The following is a 16,375-nucleotide window of genomic DNA, read 5'->3' as shown; positions in this document are numbered from 1 at the left end:
TAAGGATTCAACTGGATTGGTCAGCGCTCGGTTTCGTCGCTGTCGACCACCCGCCGGCCACCGCGGGTGTTGTCCATCCAGCGCAGCATCGGCAGCTCGCGTCCACGGGCCGGCAGGTCGGTGACGTCGCTGAGCGAGCGCACCATGGCCTGGGTGAGGCCCATAATCGCGGCCATCACCGGCAGCAGTGGCTGTAGCGGCTTGGCGGCCGACCGCACCGTGCTGATCCGGCGGGCCACAATCAGACGCTCTACCGAGTGGTACAGCCAGGCGCCGACACCCAGCGCATAGATCGACAGCGCCGACGCGACAACGGTCAGCCCGTAGGCGGCGCAGATCACGGCGCCCAGCACCACCGTCGCTGCCAGGAAGGCGGCGAGAAAGGCACGGAGCTCCAATCGGCTCATGACGGCGGTTCAGAGTTCTCCGGTGTCGTGGCCAGGCCTGTTGGCGTGGCTTGCCTAACGGCCCGGGCGGCCGCCCGGATCTGCGGCGTCACCAGCATGACCTGTCCCAGCACTCCGTTGATGAAGCCCGGTGAGTCGTCGGTGGACAGCTCCTTGGCCAGCTGCACGGCCTCGTCGACGGCGACCGGTTCCGGCACGTCGTCGGCATAAAGCAGCTCCCACACCGCGACTCGCAGGATCGCGCGATCGACCGCGGGCAGCCGGTCCAGCGTCCAGCCCTGCAGGTGGCTGCTGATCAGGTCGTCGATGTGGGCGATCTGATCGCCGACGCCGTACGCCACCGCCACGGTGTACTGATGCAGCGCCTTGACGTCGGGGTTGGCTTGCGCCAGCGCGGCGCGCACGTCGGCCACCTCGACCGGGCTCAGGCCGCGGGCCTCGGCTTCGAACAGCAGGTCCACGGCTCGCTTGCGGGCATGATGACGTCCTTTGGCGGGCCTCGGCGATTTACCGTCCGGCATGGTCAGGAGTTGACCCGGCCCAGATAGCTGCCGTCGCGGGAATCCACCTTCAGCTTGTCGCCGGTGTTGATGAACAGCGGCACCTGGAGCTCCGCACCCGTCTCGACGGTCGCCGGCTTGGTGCCGGCGCTGGATCGGTCGCCCTGCAGACCCGGCTCGGTGTGGGTGACGACGAGTTCGACCGACACCGGGAGCTCGAGGTACAGGGGTGCCCCGTTGTGGAAGGCCACCTGCACCGGCAGCCCCTCCAGCAGGAACCGGGCGGCGTCGCCGACCAGCGATTCCGGCAGCGGGTGCTGTTCGTAGTCCTGGCTGTCCATGAACACGAAGTCCGAGCCATCGCGGTACAGGTAGGTGGCGTCGCGGCGGTCGACGGTGGCGGTATCCACCTTCACGCCGGCGTTGTATGTCTTGTCGACGACCTTGCCCGAGAGCACGTTCTTCAGCTTGGTACGTACGAAAGCCGGGCCCTTACCCGGTTTGACGTGCTGAAACTCGGTTATCGTCCACAGCTGGCCGTCGATCACCAGCACCAGTCCGTTTTTGAAGTCGGCAGTCGATGCCACGGTCGGTCTATCTCCTACAGGATGGCCAATTTTCCAGGGCCGAGCTTTTGCCCGGTGGCGGGTTCCGCCGCACATGGTGCGAGCAGCACCGGATGCAGCTTACCCGCGCGCCGGTTGCGCACTAACCGCGCCGCTAATGAAGCTGTCCGGCACCGCACAGGCCGAAAAGTCCGTCGTTGAGATCGCACAGGTCCGTCGCGTTGGACGGGGCGACGATGCCGGAGGCGGGCGACACTGGCAGGTGGTTCGCGGCGATGTTGCCGATGAAGCCCAACCCAACACCGACCGCGACCAGAATCGGGCCGCGCGGGGCCGCCCGGCGGATGTGCTTGGTGATGGCGCCGGTTCCGTCATTGTCGTGGCTGACGAAAAATGCTGCAGTGAGCCACATCCCGGCAAGCGCGGAGAGTGCGGCCACCACATGGACGACGATCAGCGCGACATAGGCCATTGCCCGAACATTACCCAGCCGCCGGAGTTCGGGCAGGGGCCGGCGAGTTTTCATAGGAAAGTCCGACGCACCGCCAGCTATGTCAGGATGGCCAGCTCTTTGGGGAACCGAGTCAACAGCTCCGCGGTCTGGCCGCTGGTTTCCGTCGCGTCGTCGGCGACGACCAACGTGTCCTCGATGCGGACACCGCCACGGCCGGGCAAGTAGACGCCGGGCTCCACCGTGACCACGGACCCGGCCAGCAACGTCCCGGCCGAGGTGGCCCCGATACCCGGTGCCTCGTGGATCTGCAGACCCACGCCATGTCCCAGACCGTGGCTGAATTGGTCGCCGTACCCCGCGTCGACGATCAGCGCACGCGCGGCGCCGTCCACCTCGCGCAGGTCCGCACCCGCCCGCAGCGCCTCCCGGCCGGCCCGCTGCGACTCCGCGACCAACTGATAGATCTCCAGCTGCCAGTCCGCGGCCTTGCCGAGCACGAACGTGCGGGTCATGTCCGAGTGATAGCCGGCGACCAGCGCACCGAAGTCGATCTTGACGAAATCGCCGTCGGCGAGCACCGCGTCGGTCGGCCGGTGGTGTGGGATCGCCGAATTCGGCCCGGCGGCCACGATCGTCTCGAACGAGATCGCGTCGGCGCCGTGGTCGAGCATCAGCGCCTCGAGCTCGCGGCCGACCTCACGTTCGGTGCGACCGGGCCGCAAGCCGCCGCGCGCCACCAGGTCCTTCAGTGCGGCATCGGCCGCCTCGCAGGCCAGCCGCAGCAGCGCCACCTCGCCGGCGTCCTTGATCTCGCGCAGTGCTTCGACGATTCCGGCGGCCCGCACCAGCTCGGTGTTCCCGCTGCGCTCACCCACCTCATCGGTCAGTGTGTCGAAGCCGTCGACCGTGACCACACTGCTTTCAAAGCCCAATTTGGACACGCCGGCGTCGGCCGCGTGCCCCGCCAGGTAGCGCCCGACGGCCCGCTCGATGGCCACCTGGAGATCGGGTGCCTGCGCTGCGGCCTGGGTGCGGTAACGGCCATCGGTGGCCAAAATCGCTTCGCGATCGTCCGCGAAGACCAGCAACGCGCCGTTGGATCCGGAGAAACCTGACAGATAGCGCACGTTGATCAGGTCTGTGACCAGCATCGCGTCCAAACCGCTGGCACCGATCTGGTCTTTTAAATTGTCTCGACGCTGGGAATGTGTCACGACTCACGACGGTACTCGCTACGCTGTTTGCCCATGACTAACTGGATGCTGCGCGGGTTGTCGTTCGCGGCGGTGATGGTTGTCGTCCGGTTGTTCCAGGGGGCGATCATCAACGCATGGCAGACGCAGGCCGGGCTGGTAAGCGTGGTACTGCTGCTGCTGTTCGTCATCGGCGTTGTGGTGTGGGGGGTGATGGACGGCCGAGCCGACGCTAAAGCCACCGCGGATCCCGATCGCCGCCAGGATCTGGCGATGACCTGGCTGCTGGCCGGCCTGTTCGCCGGGATTCTGAGCGGGGCCGTCGCCTGGCTCATAGCGCTGTTCTACAAGGGCCTCTACACCGGGGGCCTGATCAACGAGGTGACGACATTCGCGGCCTTCACCGCGCTCTGCGTCTTCCTGCCCGGGATCATCGGCGTGGCCGTCGGCCGCTGGCGGGTGGACCGCAATCCCCCGGCCGACCGCCCAGCCGGACCGGGCGAGGACAGGGCTGACACCGACGTGTTCACCGCCGCCAGTGCCGATGAGGCGCCGACCGGCGAGATGGCCGTACAGCATCCCGGCGCGCAGGCGGAGGCATCGACGTCGGCGGTGGCCACCGTGGAACGCGACGCACCCACCGAGACGATCCCGACGGTCGAGCGGGAGTCAGCCACGGAAACGATCGCCACTGGTGCCGATGACACCAAAACCGAGGTGATTCGTACCGACAGCGATCCGAAGAAGGACTAGCCGCTAGTCCTTCTTCGCTTCAGCCAGGTAGCGCAGCGCAAGCAGATAGCCCTGAACACCGAGCCCGACGATCACGCCGGTCGCCACCGGGCTCAGGTATGAGTGACGCCGAAATTCCTCGCGGGCATGCACATTGGAGATGTGCACCTCGATCAACGGTGCACGCAGTTCGGCGCACGCGTCGCGCAGTGCCACCGAGGTGTGGGTCAGGCCGCCGGCATTGAGGATCACCGGTTCGGCCGCGTCGGCGGCCAGATGAATCCAGTCCAGCAGTTCTGCTTCGCTATCACTTTGCCGTACAACGGCTTTGAGCCCGAGCCCGGCAGCCTCACGTTCGATGAGCGCGGCCAGCTGATCGTGCGTGGTGTCCCCGTAGACCTCGGGCTCACGCTGGCCCAGCCGGCCCAGGTTGGGGCCGTTGATGACGTTGACCGTGCTGCTCATGGCGCACACACTCCCGCATACGCCGTCACCAGCAGACCCGGGTCCGGCCCCACCAACCGGCCCGGCTTGGCCAGTCCGTCGAGAACCACGAACCGCAGCACGCCGGCGCGGGTTTTCTTGTCTCCGGCCATGAATTCCAGCAGCTGCGGCAATGCCTCGGGGTCGTAACTGACCGGCAAGCCCAGCGAGGTCAGGATGGCGCGATGACGCGCGGCGGTGTCGTCGTCGAGGCGGCCGGTCAGCCGGGCCAGCTCGGCAGCGAACACCAGCCCCACCGATACCGCCGCGCCATGCCGCCACTGGTAACGCTCCCGGCGTTCGATGGCGTGCGCCAAAGTGTGCCCGTAGTTCAGGATTTCGCGCAGCTCGGATTCTTTCTCGTCCGCGGCGACCACCTCGGCCTTGACTGCGATGGCGCGACGGATCAACTCCGGCAGCACGTCACCCTTCGGGTCCACCGCGGCCTGCGGGTTGGCCTCGATCAGGTCGAGGATCACCGGATCGGCGATGAACCCGGCTTTGACCACTTCGGCCATCCCGGCCACGATTTCGTTGTGCGGCAACGTTTCCAGCGTCGTCAGGTCCACCAGGACGGCCAGCGGCTGATGAAAAGCGCCGACCAGGTTCTTGCCGGCGTCGGTATTGATACCGGTCTTGCCGCCCACCGCGGCGTCGACCATCCCGAGCAACGTCGTCGGCACATGCACGATCGAGACGCCGCGCAACCAGGTGGCCGCCGCGAAACCCGCGACATCCGTAGCCGCGCCGCCACCCAGACTGACCAGGGCGTCCTTGCGGCCAATTCCAATGCGGCCCAGCACTTCCCAGATGAAGCCGACGACCGGCAAATCTTTTCCGGCTTCGGCGTCCGGGATTTCGACGCGGTGTGCGTCGACGCCTTGGTCGGCCAGGTAGCTGCGCATCGCCTCAGCGGTCTGCGCCAGCACTGGCTGATGCAGGATCGCGACCCGGTGGCGGCCGCCGAGCAGCTCGCCCAGCTCGTTGAGCAGGCCGGTGCCGATCACTACCGGGTACGGCGGGTCGACGGCCACCTGCAGGGTGACCGGTGGGGTGGGTTCTGTCATGTGGTGGCCTTGCTGGCATTCGGAGTGCCGGGGTTGACCGGCTGTTGGGTGGTTTGCAGGGGAAGCCGGGACATGATGTAGCGCACCACTGCCCCGGGGTTTCGGCGGTTGGTGTCGACTTGCAGCGTCGCGACGCGCCGGTACAGCGGCACTCGTTGCGACATCAGGGCACGGTATTTCTCGGCGCGGTTTCCACCGGCCAACAGGGGGCGTACGGAGGTGCCGCCGGTGCGCCGCACCCCTTCTCGGGCGCCGATCTCCAGGTAGATGACGGTGTGGCCGACGAGCGCATCGCACACCCCCGGGCTGGTCACCGCGCCGCCGCCGAGCGACACCACACCGTCGGAGTCGGCCAGCGCCGCGCGCACCACGTCTTCCTCGATGCGGCGGAATTCCTGCTCCCCGTCGGTGGCGAAGATGTCGGCGATGGTGCGGCCGGTGTGCTGTTCGATCAGCACGTCGGTGTCGACATAACCGACGCCCATCGCTTTGGACAGCCGACGGCCGATGGTCGACTTGCCCGAGCCGGGCAAGCCGACGAGTACCGCCCTGGGGGTCACGGGGCGCCTACCCCGATGCCTTGGCGCGAGCGGCCGGCGTTTCGTGCTCGGCCACCGCGCGCTGGTAGGCCTCGACATTGCGCCGGGTTTCGGCCAGCGAATCGCCGCCGAACTTCTCCAGCGCGGCGCGGGCCAGCACCAGCGCCACCATCGTCTCGACGACGACAGCGGCGGCCGGCACGGCGCACACGTCCGAGCGCTGGTGGATGGCGACGGCCTCGTCGCCAGTGGCCATGTCGACGGTGGCCAGTGCCCGCGGCACCGTCGAGATCGGCTTCATCGCCGCCCGTACCCGCAGCGCCTGGCCATTGGTCATACCGCCTTCCAGGCCGCCGGCCCGGTTGGTCGAGCGGATCACGCCGTCGGCACCGGGGTACATCTCGTCGTGAGCCTGGCTGCCGCGGCGGCGCGCGGTCTGGAAACCGTCGCCGATCTCCACGCCCTTGATGGCCTGGATGCCCATTACGGCGGCGGCCAGCTGACTGTCCAGGCGGTTGTCGCCGCTGGTGAACGAACCCAGCCCGACCGGCAGGCCCAGCGCCACGACTTCCACCACACCGCCGAGCGTGTCGCCGTCCTTCTTGGCGGCCTCGATCTCGGTGATCATCGCCTGCTCGGCGCCTTTGTCGTAGGCGCGCACCGGGCTGGCGTCGATCGCGTCCAGGTCGCCGGGCCCCGGCGACGGTCCGTCGTAGGGCTGCGACGGACCGATCGCGATGACATGCGAGAGCACCTCGACACCGAGTGCCTGGCGCAGAAACGATCGCGCCACCGTGCCCGCCGCGACACGGGCGGCAGTCTCTCGCGCGCTGGCGCGTTCCAGCACCGGCCGCGCGTCGTCGAAGCCGTACTTGAGCATGCCGGCGTAGTCGGCGTGCCCGGGCCGCGGCCGGGTCAGCGGCGCATTACGCGCGATGTCGGCCAGCTCGGTGGGATCGACCGGGTCGGCGGCCATCACGGTTTCCCATTTCGGCCACTCGGTGTTGCCGATCTCGATCGCGATCGGCCCACCCAGCGTCACGCCGTGGCGAACCCCGGCCAGCACGGTCACCGCGTCGCGTTCGAACTGCATGCGGGCGCCGCGGCCGTAACCGAGGCGGCGACGGGCCAACTGGTCGCCGATTTCGGTGGAGGTGACCTCCACACCGGCGACCATGCCTTCGACCACGGCGACCAGCGCGCGGCCATGAGACTCCCCGGCAGTGATCCAACGCAACACGAGTCCCATTCTCCCATGGGGGCACGCGTGTACTTAAATCCGAGCGCGAGGTCAGAAGAAGCTGGTGCCGGTCCAGCAGGGCCAATCGGCTTGGGGTCTGCTAGTCAGTCGCGGATGAATCCCTTATTGCGCATGAGGAAGTCCGCGACGAATCCGTCGTGCGGGATTTCCGGCGCAGTGTGATAGGTCGGATGGTGGCCGCTATAGAGATTGGTGATGCTGGGTTCGTCGACAAGATCGTCGAGCAGTTGTTCGTCGGTGGTGACGGCGGTGAGAACCAGAGACCGGCTCAGTGGCGCGAGCCCGTCCGACCGTGACCACGGGGATACCCATACGCACGGAAATGGCAGTTCGGTGTTGAGCTGCTTGAGGTTCGGTGTCTTGAGCAGGTGCACCGCGGGGCGCATCGCCGCGTAGCCCGCACCTACGTCAGCGACGACTTGATCGGCCCCTAATAGCGGCATCGCCCCTTCGGCGACGCCCGCCAGCAATCCGGCAAGAGCGTTGGCGCGGTCGATGGGTTGTGTCGGCAGCATTGCATCGGGATCCGTTGATGGCAGAGGTGTGATCGCTTCGAGGCGATCCGCGATCGCTTCCGCCAACGGCCGGGGGTCGCCCTCATAAAGCACGGCGGTGGTGTTGATACAGCCCATACCCCCAAGGTGAATGATGGAGTCGACGATGACGTCGAGGTAGTCACGCCAATCGTGCTCGGCGGTGAGCAGAATTTTCGATCTGCCCGGCCCGTTGGCGAATACGGCCGGGTTCGCGGCGTACTTATCCACGACGTCCTGGCCTCCGTAGACCATGCTGAGGTCTGCCGACCGCAACAACTCGTCGGCGCCGGCGTAGTCGGTTGGGAGATAAACGGCGTCCACAGGACGGAGTCCGGCCTCCCGCAGGGCGGCTACTAACCGGTGCGTCGTGAATGGCTCTCGCCGCGAGGGACGGACCGCCACGCGGTAACCCAGCAGCAGCGCCTCGACCCAATTACCGAAGAGTGCCAGAGCGTTTCCAGACGCGTGCACTCCGTACACGTGACCGCGGCGCGCCCACACGCTTGCCCCGTGGCGTGTCCGATCGTCCCGCCAATCCATGGCGGCACCCGCGGGCCGCGCGGCCGCAATGGACGTCAACGCCCCTCGACACTGGTCTGGTATCACGCGGGCACAGTCGGTGGCGATGCGTATAGGGATCCCCGCCACTCGGGCAGCCAGTTCGACGTACCGGTCGAAGGTCAGTCCCGCGATCGTCGTATCAATAAAGTGGGCGGCGGCCTCGTTGACGATTCGGGCTCGTTCCGGAAAAGGGAGCGGCGGGACCTTGCGCTGCGCGTCGATGCTTCGCCCGACGAAAAGCGCAGGCAGCATGCTCAATTCGGCTACCGCCGCACCCGCGGTGTCGGCGATGATTTCGGTGCGGCGAGCACGATATGCGCCGTCGGTGCCCAGCGCGTCAATCACCACGAGATCGGTGAATGCAGCGTCTGCGTCAGGACTCGCCACGGTCATCAGTACACGCCTTCGGTGACTTCCTGCCCGTCGAAGGAAGAGACAGGGCGCACCGCACCGATCGAATCACCGATCTGCCCGGGCAGGCCGGCATGCCGGATCGCCATGTCGCGCTCGAGGTTGCTGGGTATGAACATCGACTTGCCCACAAAGCTGATCATGACCTGGCCCCGGTCACCGTAGGGCACTGTGTTTCCGGTGTCGGGATCGACGACCTGGAACACCATGTATGGCGACCGCGGATCGTGGATGAAGACGCCATCCTCGGGCTGCAATGTCCGGGTCTTCATCATGCCCATGATCATCGTGTTGCCATAGATCAACGTGATTGTGATATCGGGAAAGATGTTCCGCAGCAATAGATATGTGTCGGCATCCACCTGCGTGCCGCCGATTGCAACGTAGCGGACTTTCTCGTTCATCAATTTCACCAAGTCGTCATTACGCGCGATGGCCGCGACGATCGGCGGAGTTGTGAAAACGTTCCCGACGTCCTGCGTCCGCAAGATATAGCCAGCCTGCTCGACGATGTGCTCGACGTAGGCCGATGATTGCTCGACCTCTTTGTGTGCCACCAGCCTTTTGACCCATCTCGGGTCCAGGTCCACGGTGTAATAGATCGATCCGAGCCGCTCGGCGGCCATAAGCGCAGTGGTGCCGATGGCGTGCGGTCCAGCAGGCACAATGCCGAGTAACCCGCGGCCGCGTGCATATCCGCCCGCCTCGAACTCTTCCAGCGTCCACAGAGCAGCCTGTTGTACCCAGTCGGGTGTCTGAATGATCCGTTTGGGTGCACCGGTGGTGCCTCCGGTCTCTGTCACCCGAGGAATCGGCGCAGGACTCCCATAGCCACGCGGAATCAGATCCGGTATCGGTACGTCGCGCAGCTCAGAGACGACATTAGGGAATCGCCGCAAGTCCTCGAACGTGCTGATGTCGGTCAACGGGTCGAAATCCAGATCCGCCACCTTACGCAGCCAGAACGTAGATCCGGTCTTGGGGCCAAAATGCCATGCCATCGCGGCACGCAGATACTCATCAGGCTGGTCGATCGGCGTCTTACGAGGCACGTCCAGCAGTGAAAAGTCAGCGATAGACATAACTTACGTTTACTCGGTCCCGGGCCGAGCAGACACGTAGAGTTGTTACTAGTAGACCCAGACCCCCCATCCGACTGCCGAAATCATTGCGGCGCAGACGGTTAGAAGCAACTCTTCGTCCGTCAGCCCAACGCGGGGAAAGACGTTGCTGCCCAGGGTAATACGCGGCATGCATCTCGGGGTTGAGCGGGCTCAGCCGAACAGGGCCAAACCGGCCACGCCCGCGGTGGCCAGGCACATCGACGGACCGTGCGGCATTGTGGCGGCGCCACGCAGCCCCGCGGCCACACCCAGCAGCGCGGTCAGCAGCGGCGCGGCCAGCGCCGCGGCGAACCACACCGCGACGCCGAAGCAGCCGCTCAGAGCGCCCAGGCCGATCGCCAGCTTCACGTCACCGGCTCCCATCCCGGCCGGCGCCACCACGTGCACCAGCAGATACAGCCCGGCCAGGGCCGCGGCCCCGGCCAACGCGGGCCACCCGCGCCCGACGCAGAGGGCGGCCGTCAGGATCGCGCCGGCCCCGGGCAGCGTCAGCCGGTTGGGCAGCCGGCGTTGCCGGATGTCGTAGCAGCTCAGCGTCGCCAGCCAGACGAGAACCACTGCCGCCGCTGTTGCCCGCACGCGCGGGACGCTAGTCCAGGGCGGCCAGCGCGCAAGTCATCGCCTCGCGCGGCGCGGGCAGCCCGGTGAACTGCTCGACCTGCGCGAAGGCCTGGTGCAACAGCATCTGCACACCGTTGATCACCCGGCCGCCCGCCGCGGCGACCGCGGCGGCCAGCGGGGTGGGCCAGGGGTCGTAGACGGCGTCCAGCAGCACCGGAATCGTCGCGAAGATGCCGGCGTATTGCGACGCCACGTCGGCCGGGATGGTGCTGACCAGCACCTCGGCCGCCGCCACCTGGTCGGTCAGCCCGGCGCTGTCCAACTCGCAGAACCGAGCCGGCACGCCGAGCCGGGCGCCCAGGTCCACCAGCCGGGACGCCTTCTCCGGGTTGCGGGCCACGACGGTGATGCCGCTGACGCCGAGTTGGGCCAGGCCTGCGACGGCCGCGGGCGCGGTGCCCCCCGATCCACACACCAGCGCCCATCCCGAGGCGGAGCCGACCGCTCCGCTGACGCCGTCGATGTCGGTGTTGTCGGCACGCCAGCCGCCTTGTGTGCGCACCAGCGTGTTGGCCGATCCCACCTGCTCGGCGCGTTCGGTGCGCTCGTCGGCGAACCGCAGCGCGGCGAATTTGCCCGGCGCCGTCACCGAAACACCGACCCATTGCGGCCCGAACCCGCCGACCACACCCGGCAACTCCTCGGCGCCGCACTCGATGCGCTCGTAGGTCCAGTCGTCCAGGCCCAGCGCGCGGTAGGCGGCCAGGTGCAGTTGCGGGGACTTGGAATGCGCGATCGGCGACCCGAGAACGGCCGCCTTGCCGGGGGCCCCGCTAGTGGGGCGTGCTGTCGAGGACACCGTTGTGCCTAGCCAACTCGATATTGGCCAAATGCTGCTTGTAGTCCCTGGTGAACAGCGTGGTCCCCTGGGCGTCGATCGTGACGAAGTACAGCCAATCACCCGGCTCGGGATGCTCGGCGGCATGTAGCGCATCGATGCCGGGTGAGCAGATCGCGGTGGCCGGCAAACCCTGGGAGACGTAGGTGTTCCACGGCGTCTTCAGGGCCCGGTCGGCATCGCTGGTGGCTACCTCGCGGCGGTCCAGCGGATAGTTCACCGTCGAGTCGAACTCCAGGGTGTGGTGTGCGTTCAACCGGTTGTAGATGACCTGCGCCACCTTCGCGAAGTCCTGCGAGTAGGACTCCTGCTGCACCAGCGAGGCCACCACCAAGATGTCGTACGGCGACAGCCTCATCGCCTGGGCGGTCTCCATCAGCGCGGACTGCGTGTACACCACGGATCCGGCGCTGATCAGGTTCGTCAAGATGTCGGGCGCCGAGGCCGAGGGATCGACGTTGAAGGTACCGGGCGCGATCAGGCCCTCGAGCCGGCGATGATCGCTGCCCAGCTCGGCGACGGGCTGGATGGCCCAGGCCGGCACGGACAGCGCAATGGGTGGGATGTTGCTCGCCGCGGCCCGCAGGTCGTCGGTCGACACACAGCGCCGGTTTCCGTCGAGATCCACACAGGTGGCCCGCGAGATCAGCGTCAGGATTCCCGGTGTCACCACATTGGACTTCGTGTCGGTGGTGTCGTCGAGCTGACGCCCTTCGGGGATCACCAGCTTGCCTACCCGATTGCCGGGATCGGCCAACCGCGCGACCGCCGAAGCCGCCGGGATTTCGGTGCGCATCCGGTAGAAGCCCGGCTGGATCGAGTTGATCGCGGCGTTGCCGTGCGCGGCGTTGACGAATGCTCGGACGGTGGCGATCACGCCCTGGTTCTGCAACGTCTCGCCGACCATGGTGGTGGAGTCGCCGGCCTGAACCTGAATCACGATGTCGCGCTTGCCGTCTCCGCTGTAATCGTCGCCAATGCCAAACATCGTGTGCCACATTTTGGAGCCGACGACAATCGCCGCCACCACGATCACGACGAGCACACCCAAGACGGCGCGGCCGATGGCACGGCGCCGCCGGCGCCCACGCTCGGCCCGGTTCCGGGCCATCCGGCTCATCCGTTGGCGGGGTGGACCGACCGCGGCCGGTTCGGCCCGCTCGCCCCGTGCGCTATCAACCATCGATGACATCCCCCGCCGCAGACTGGACCCCGGACTCGGCCAGAGTGACCCGGCGCTGATCGAGCCAGCTCTGCAGGATCGCCACGGCCGCCGCCTGGTCGATCATCGCCCGCTGCTGTCTGGCCCGCACCCCCGCCTCGCGCAGCGAACGCTGTGCGCTGACGGTGGTCAGTCGTTCGTCGGCCAGCCGCACCGGCGTCGGCGCCACCCGTTGGGCCAGCGCCTCGGCCATCTCGATCGCGTCGAGTGCCGACGGGCCGGTGCGGTCGGCCAGCGTGCGGGGCAATCCGACGATCACCTCGACTACTTCCAGTTCGGTGACGAGCTCGGCCAGCCGTCGCAGATGCTTGCCCGAGCGGTCCCGACGCACCGTTTCCACCGGGGTGGCGAGGATGCCGTCGGGATCGCTGGACGCCACACCGATGCGCACACTGCCGACGTCGACACCGAGCCGCCGTCCCCGCCCGGGGTCCTGGTTAGGATCGCCGGGCCGGTCGGGCAAGCGATGCTGTGCCACTAACACTCAAACGCCCTGCGCTTTGAGAACCTCGTCGCGAACCGCATCGAGGGCCGCGTCGATGCCGGCCGGATTCTTGCCTGAACCCTGCGCCAGGTCGGGCTTGCCACCGCCGCGCCCATCGACCTCGACAGCAAGTCGTTTGACCAGGTCGTCGGCCCGGACTCCGATGTCTTGGGCGGCCTGATTGGCGGCGACGGCATAGGGCACAGTATCGCCATCGCTTTCAGAGATGAGCACAACCACCGTGGGGTCGCTGGGGTATTGGCGAATCTTGCCGGCGACCAGGGAGCGCACCTCGGCTGCGGTCTGCCCAGACGTCCGATGCGGGAACACAAGGACGGCGCCCCTGCGGTCGGGCTCGACCTTTTCCACGGTCGCGGACAGTGTACTTTTGCGCACGCGCTCGAGTTCCTTCTCGGCGACCTTGAGCCGTTCGACCAGATTGGCCACCCGGGCGGGCACCTCATCCGAGGGCACCTTCAGCGATGACGCCAGCCCGGCCATCAGCGCCCGCTCCTTGGCCAGGTGGCGGAACGACTCCAGTCCCACGTAGGCCTCCACCCGGCGCACCCCGGACCCGACCGACGATTCGCCGAGGATGGTCACCGGACCGATCTGCGCCGAGTTGTGCACGTGGGTTCCACCGCACAGCTCCAGCGAGAACGGCCCGCCGATCTCCACCACCCGCACCTCGTCCGGGTAGGCCTCGCCGAACATCGCCATCGCGCCCATCGCTTTGGCCTTGTCGAGCTGCTCAAGGGATGTGTGCACCTCGAAGTCGGCCTGCACGGCCTGGTTGGTCACTTCCTCTACTTGGGTGCGCTTCTCGTCGGACAGCGGCCCCTGCCAGTTGAAGTCGAAGCGCAGGTATCCCGGACGGTTCAGCGACCCCGCCTGAACAGCGTTGGGGCCCAACACTTGTCGCAGCGCAGCGTGCACCATGTGGGTACCCGAGTGTCCCTGAGTGGCACCCTTGCGCCAGCCAGCGTCCACCGCCGCGATCACGGTGTCACCCTCGACAAACTCGCCGGACTCGACGTTAACCCGATGTACCCAAAGGGTTTTGCCGATCTTCTGGACGTCGGTGACCGCGGCCCGCGCGCTCTGTCCGGCACCCGTTCCGCTGATGGTGCCCTCGTCGGCGATCTGGCCACCCGATTCGGCGTACAGCGGTGTGCGGTCCAGAATGAGCTCGACGCGATCCGCCGCGGCCGGGTCCCCTTGTAAGCCGTGTGCGACCACCGGGACCCGCTTGCCGTCGATGAAGATGCCCAGAATTCTTGCCTCGGAGCTCAACTCCTCGAATCCGGTGAAATCGGTGGGGCCGGCATCGACCAGCTCGCGGTAAGCCGTCAAGTCAGCGTGTGCGTGTTTGCGCGCGGCGGCATCAGCCTTGGCGCGCCTGCGCTGTTCGGCCATGAGTTCCCGGAAGCCGACCTCGTCGACCCGCAGATCGGCCTCCGACGCCATCTCGAGCGTGAGCTCGATCGGAAAGCCGTAGGTGTCGTGCAGGGTGAAGGCATCCGAACCGGAAACCACCTTGGCCCCAGCCGCTTTGGTGGTGCCGGCCACCTCGTCGAACAACTTCGAGCCCGACGCCAGCGTGCGGTTGAACGCGGTTTCCTCGGCGACGGCAATGCGGCGGATCCGGTCGAAATCGACGACTAGTTCGGGATAGGACGGGCCCATCGCGTCGCGCACTGTGACCATCAGGTCGCCGACGATCGGGCCTTCGATGCCTAACAGCTTGGCCGAGCGGATGACCCGGCGCAGTAGCCGGCGCAACACGTAACCGCGGCCGTCGTTGCCCGGACTCACCCCGTCGCCGATCAGGATCGCGGCAGTGCGGCTGTGATCGGCGATGACGCGGTAGCGGACATCGTCGTTGTGGTTGCCGGCGTCGTAGCCGCGCGGCGCACGCGCGGCCACCAAATCGATGACCGGCCGCATCAGGTCGGTTTCGTACACGTTGTGAACGCCCTGCAGGATGAACGCGACCCGCTCCACACCCATGCCGGTGTCGATGTTCTTGCGCGGCAACGGTCCTAGGATCTCGAAGTCTTCTTTGCTGGTGCCCTCGCCGCGTTCGTTTTGCATGAACACGAGGTTCCAGATCTCGATGTAGCGGTCCTCGTTGACGATCGGGCCGCCCTCGTCACCGAATTCCGGTCCGCGGTCGTAGTAGATCTCCGAGGACGGGCCGCACGGCCCCGGGATTCCCATCGACCAATAGTTGTCGGCCATGCCGCGGCGCTGAATCCGCTCGGCCGGCAGCCCGGCGATCTCCTGCCAGAGTCCTGCGGCCTCGTCGTCGTCGAGATAGACCGTGGCCCAGAGCTTTTCCGGACTGAGGCCGTAGCCCCCTTCGGAAACGCTGTTGGTCAGCAAGTCCCACGCCAAAGCGATGGCCTCGCGCTTGAAGTAGTCGCCGAACGAGAAGTTGCCGGCCATCTGGAAGAAGGTGTTGTGCCGAGTGGTAATGCCCACCTCGTCGATATCCGGCGTGCGGATGCACTTCTGGATGCTGGTGGCCGTCGGATACGGCGGGGTGCGCGCGCCCAGGAAGAACGGCACGAACTGAACCATGCCGGCGTTGACGAACAGGAGGTTGGGGTCGTCGAGGATCACCGATGCGCTCGGCACCTCGGTGTGACCCGCCTTCACGAAATGATCAAGAAACCGCTTCCTGATCTCGTGTGTCTGCACTGTTCTCCGCTTCTTCCTATATTCCTTGCGTTCTCCCGGACCCTCCGGGAGAACGCGCGTGTTGCGTTGAGGCCGAATTCCAGCCTATTCGCCGGGCTATTGAGAAGCCGTCTAACGACGCGATTCGACCGCTCACAGTACCGGTCGCGGCGGCGTCGGTTACCTGGCAGCTAGCCCTCCAAAAAGCTCAGTCGCACCGACCGCCGCGGGTTGTCCTGGTTGAGGTCGACCAAAACGACGCGTTGCCAGGTGCCCAGCTGCGGCTCGCCGGCCGCGACCGGCACCGTCACCGACGGCGACACGATCGCGGGTAACACGTGATCGGCGCCGTGACCGGCCGAACCGTGCGCGTGCCGGTAGCGGTCATCGCGCGGCAACAACCGTTGCAGCGTGTCGAGCAGGTCATCGTCGGAGCCGGCACCGGTCTCGATGATCGCGACCCCGGCCGTCGCGTGCGGGACGAACACGTTGCACAGGCCATCGCCGTAGGAGAAGCAGAACCTGCGCACCGCGTCGGTCAGATCCACGATGCGACGACTGGTGGTGTCCACATCGAGCACGTCGGTATGCATCCGCTCAAGAGTACGACGCGGCCGCGCTGACCAGCCAATCGTTTGTGAGCGCGGCCACACGTCGCGCCGTGAACCCATTGCCACCGGTAGTCGGGAGGAGG

Annotated in this window: 18 protein-coding genes; 1 reads left to right on the top strand and 17 read right to left on the bottom strand. The window is 66.8% G+C overall.

Features of this window, described 5'->3' with window-relative positions; translation table 11 throughout:
• Nucleotides 1–20: 20 nt before the first annotated feature.
• The 5 genes from DB708_RS13415 to DB708_RS13395 form a co-directional block, all read right to left on the bottom strand.
• Nucleotides 21–407: an antitermination protein NusB gene (locus tag DB708_RS13415; RefSeq protein WP_108922544.1), complete on the bottom strand. Its 387-nt coding sequence runs from the start codon at nucleotides 405–407 to the stop codon at nucleotides 21–23.
• On the bottom strand, nucleotides 404–928 hold the full coding sequence (nusB, locus tag DB708_RS13410; RefSeq protein ID WP_108922542.1) for a transcription antitermination factor NusB: 525 nt from the start codon (nucleotides 926–928) through the stop codon (nucleotides 404–406). The genes DB708_RS13415 and nusB overlap by 4 nt, the downstream gene beginning before the upstream one ends.
• 2 nt (nucleotides 929–930) lie before the next feature.
• The gene (gene efp, locus DB708_RS13405; RefSeq protein WP_108922540.1) at nucleotides 931–1,494 is read right to left on the bottom strand and encodes an elongation factor P; all 564 of its coding nucleotides are present in this window, start codon (nucleotides 1,492–1,494) and stop codon (nucleotides 931–933) included.
• A gap of 133 nt (nucleotides 1,495–1,627) precedes the next feature.
• Nucleotides 1,628–1,945, bottom strand: a complete 318-nt coding sequence (locus DB708_RS13400) for a hypothetical protein (RefSeq protein ID WP_108922539.1) — start codon at nucleotides 1,943–1,945, stop codon at nucleotides 1,628–1,630.
• Between the two features lie 77 nt (nucleotides 1,946–2,022).
• Nucleotides 2,023–3,141 (bottom strand): M24 family metallopeptidase, encoded by a 1,119-nt coding sequence (locus DB708_RS13395; RefSeq protein WP_108922537.1) that lies wholly within the window; start codon nucleotides 3,139–3,141, stop codon nucleotides 2,023–2,025.
• Between the two features lie 33 nt (nucleotides 3,142–3,174).
• On the opposite strand from DB708_RS13395, the gene DB708_RS13390 reads away from it, so the two are divergent.
• On the top strand, nucleotides 3,175–3,873 hold the full coding sequence (locus tag DB708_RS13390; protein ID WP_201263516.1) for a B-4DMT family transporter: 699 nt from the start codon (nucleotides 3,175–3,177) through the stop codon (nucleotides 3,871–3,873).
• Nucleotides 3,874–3,876: 3 nt separating this feature from the next.
• On the opposite strand, the gene aroQ is transcribed toward DB708_RS13390, so the two are convergent.
• The 12 genes from aroQ to DB708_RS13330 all read right to left on the bottom strand — a co-directional run bounded on the left by aroQ (nucleotide 3,877) and on the right by DB708_RS13330 (nucleotide 16,262).
• Nucleotides 3,877–4,317 (bottom strand): type II 3-dehydroquinate dehydratase, encoded by a 441-nt coding sequence (gene aroQ, locus DB708_RS13385; protein ID WP_108922533.1) that lies wholly within the window; start codon nucleotides 4,315–4,317, stop codon nucleotides 3,877–3,879.
• The gene (gene aroB, locus DB708_RS13380) at nucleotides 4,314–5,402 is read right to left on the bottom strand and encodes a 3-dehydroquinate synthase (RefSeq protein ID WP_108922532.1); all 1,089 of its coding nucleotides are present in this window, start codon (nucleotides 5,400–5,402) and stop codon (nucleotides 4,314–4,316) included. Before aroB ends, aroQ begins: the two co-directional genes overlap by 4 nt.
• Entirely contained in the window at nucleotides 5,399–5,962 is a 564-nt protein-coding gene (locus DB708_RS13375; RefSeq protein ID WP_108922530.1) for a shikimate kinase, read from the bottom strand. Before DB708_RS13375 ends, aroB begins: the two co-directional genes overlap by 4 nt.
• 7 nt (nucleotides 5,963–5,969) lie before the next feature.
• Nucleotides 5,970–7,181, bottom strand: coding sequence for a chorismate synthase (gene aroC / locus DB708_RS13370; protein WP_108924175.1), 1,212 nt, complete (start codon nucleotides 7,179–7,181; stop codon nucleotides 5,970–5,972).
• Nucleotides 7,182–7,285: 104 nt separating this feature from the next.
• Complete coding sequence (locus DB708_RS13365; RefSeq protein ID WP_108922528.1) at nucleotides 7,286–8,692, bottom strand: aldehyde dehydrogenase family protein; 1,407 nt, start codon at nucleotides 8,690–8,692, stop codon at nucleotides 7,286–7,288.
• Nucleotides 8,692–9,792, bottom strand: a complete 1,101-nt coding sequence (locus tag DB708_RS13360; protein ID WP_108922526.1) for a phenylacetate--CoA ligase family protein — start codon at nucleotides 9,790–9,792, stop codon at nucleotides 8,692–8,694. The genes DB708_RS13365 and DB708_RS13360 overlap by 1 nt, the downstream gene beginning before the upstream one ends.
• 192 nt (nucleotides 9,793–9,984) lie before the next feature.
• A complete protein-coding gene (locus DB708_RS13355) occupies nucleotides 9,985–10,413 on the bottom strand; it encodes a prepilin peptidase (RefSeq protein ID WP_108922524.1) in 429 nt (142 codons plus the stop codon).
• Nucleotides 10,414–10,423: 10 nt separating this feature from the next.
• The gene (locus tag DB708_RS13350; RefSeq protein WP_235616757.1) at nucleotides 10,424–11,254 is read right to left on the bottom strand and encodes a shikimate dehydrogenase; all 831 of its coding nucleotides are present in this window, start codon (nucleotides 11,252–11,254) and stop codon (nucleotides 10,424–10,426) included.
• The gene (gene mltG / locus DB708_RS27700; protein ID WP_235616756.1) at nucleotides 11,229–12,476 is read right to left on the bottom strand and encodes an endolytic transglycosylase MltG; all 1,248 of its coding nucleotides are present in this window, start codon (nucleotides 12,474–12,476) and stop codon (nucleotides 11,229–11,231) included. Before mltG ends, DB708_RS13350 begins: the two co-directional genes overlap by 26 nt.
• Nucleotides 12,469–12,999 (bottom strand): Holliday junction resolvase RuvX, encoded by a 531-nt coding sequence (gene ruvX, locus DB708_RS13340; protein ID WP_108922521.1) that lies wholly within the window; start codon nucleotides 12,997–12,999, stop codon nucleotides 12,469–12,471. Before ruvX ends, mltG begins: the two co-directional genes overlap by 8 nt.
• The gene (gene alaS, locus DB708_RS13335; protein ID WP_108922519.1) at nucleotides 13,000–15,702 is read right to left on the bottom strand and encodes an alanine--tRNA ligase; all 2,703 of its coding nucleotides are present in this window, start codon (nucleotides 15,700–15,702) and stop codon (nucleotides 13,000–13,002) included. It lies immediately after the preceding gene.
• Nucleotides 15,703–15,872: 170 nt separating this feature from the next.
• Nucleotides 15,873–16,262 carry a secondary thiamine-phosphate synthase enzyme YjbQ gene (locus DB708_RS13330; RefSeq protein ID WP_201263545.1) on the bottom strand — a complete coding sequence of 130 codons (390 nt, stop codon included), beginning with the start codon at nucleotides 16,260–16,262 and terminating at the stop codon, nucleotides 15,873–15,875.
• Nucleotides 16,263–16,375: the final 113 nt, after the last annotated feature.

Origin of the sequence: Mycobacterium montefiorense, assembly GCF_003112775.1 — a bacterium.
GTDB lineage: Bacteria > Actinomycetota > Actinomycetes > Mycobacteriales > Mycobacteriaceae > Mycobacterium > Mycobacterium montefiorense.
This window is presented reverse-complemented; position numbering and strand designations above follow the sequence as displayed.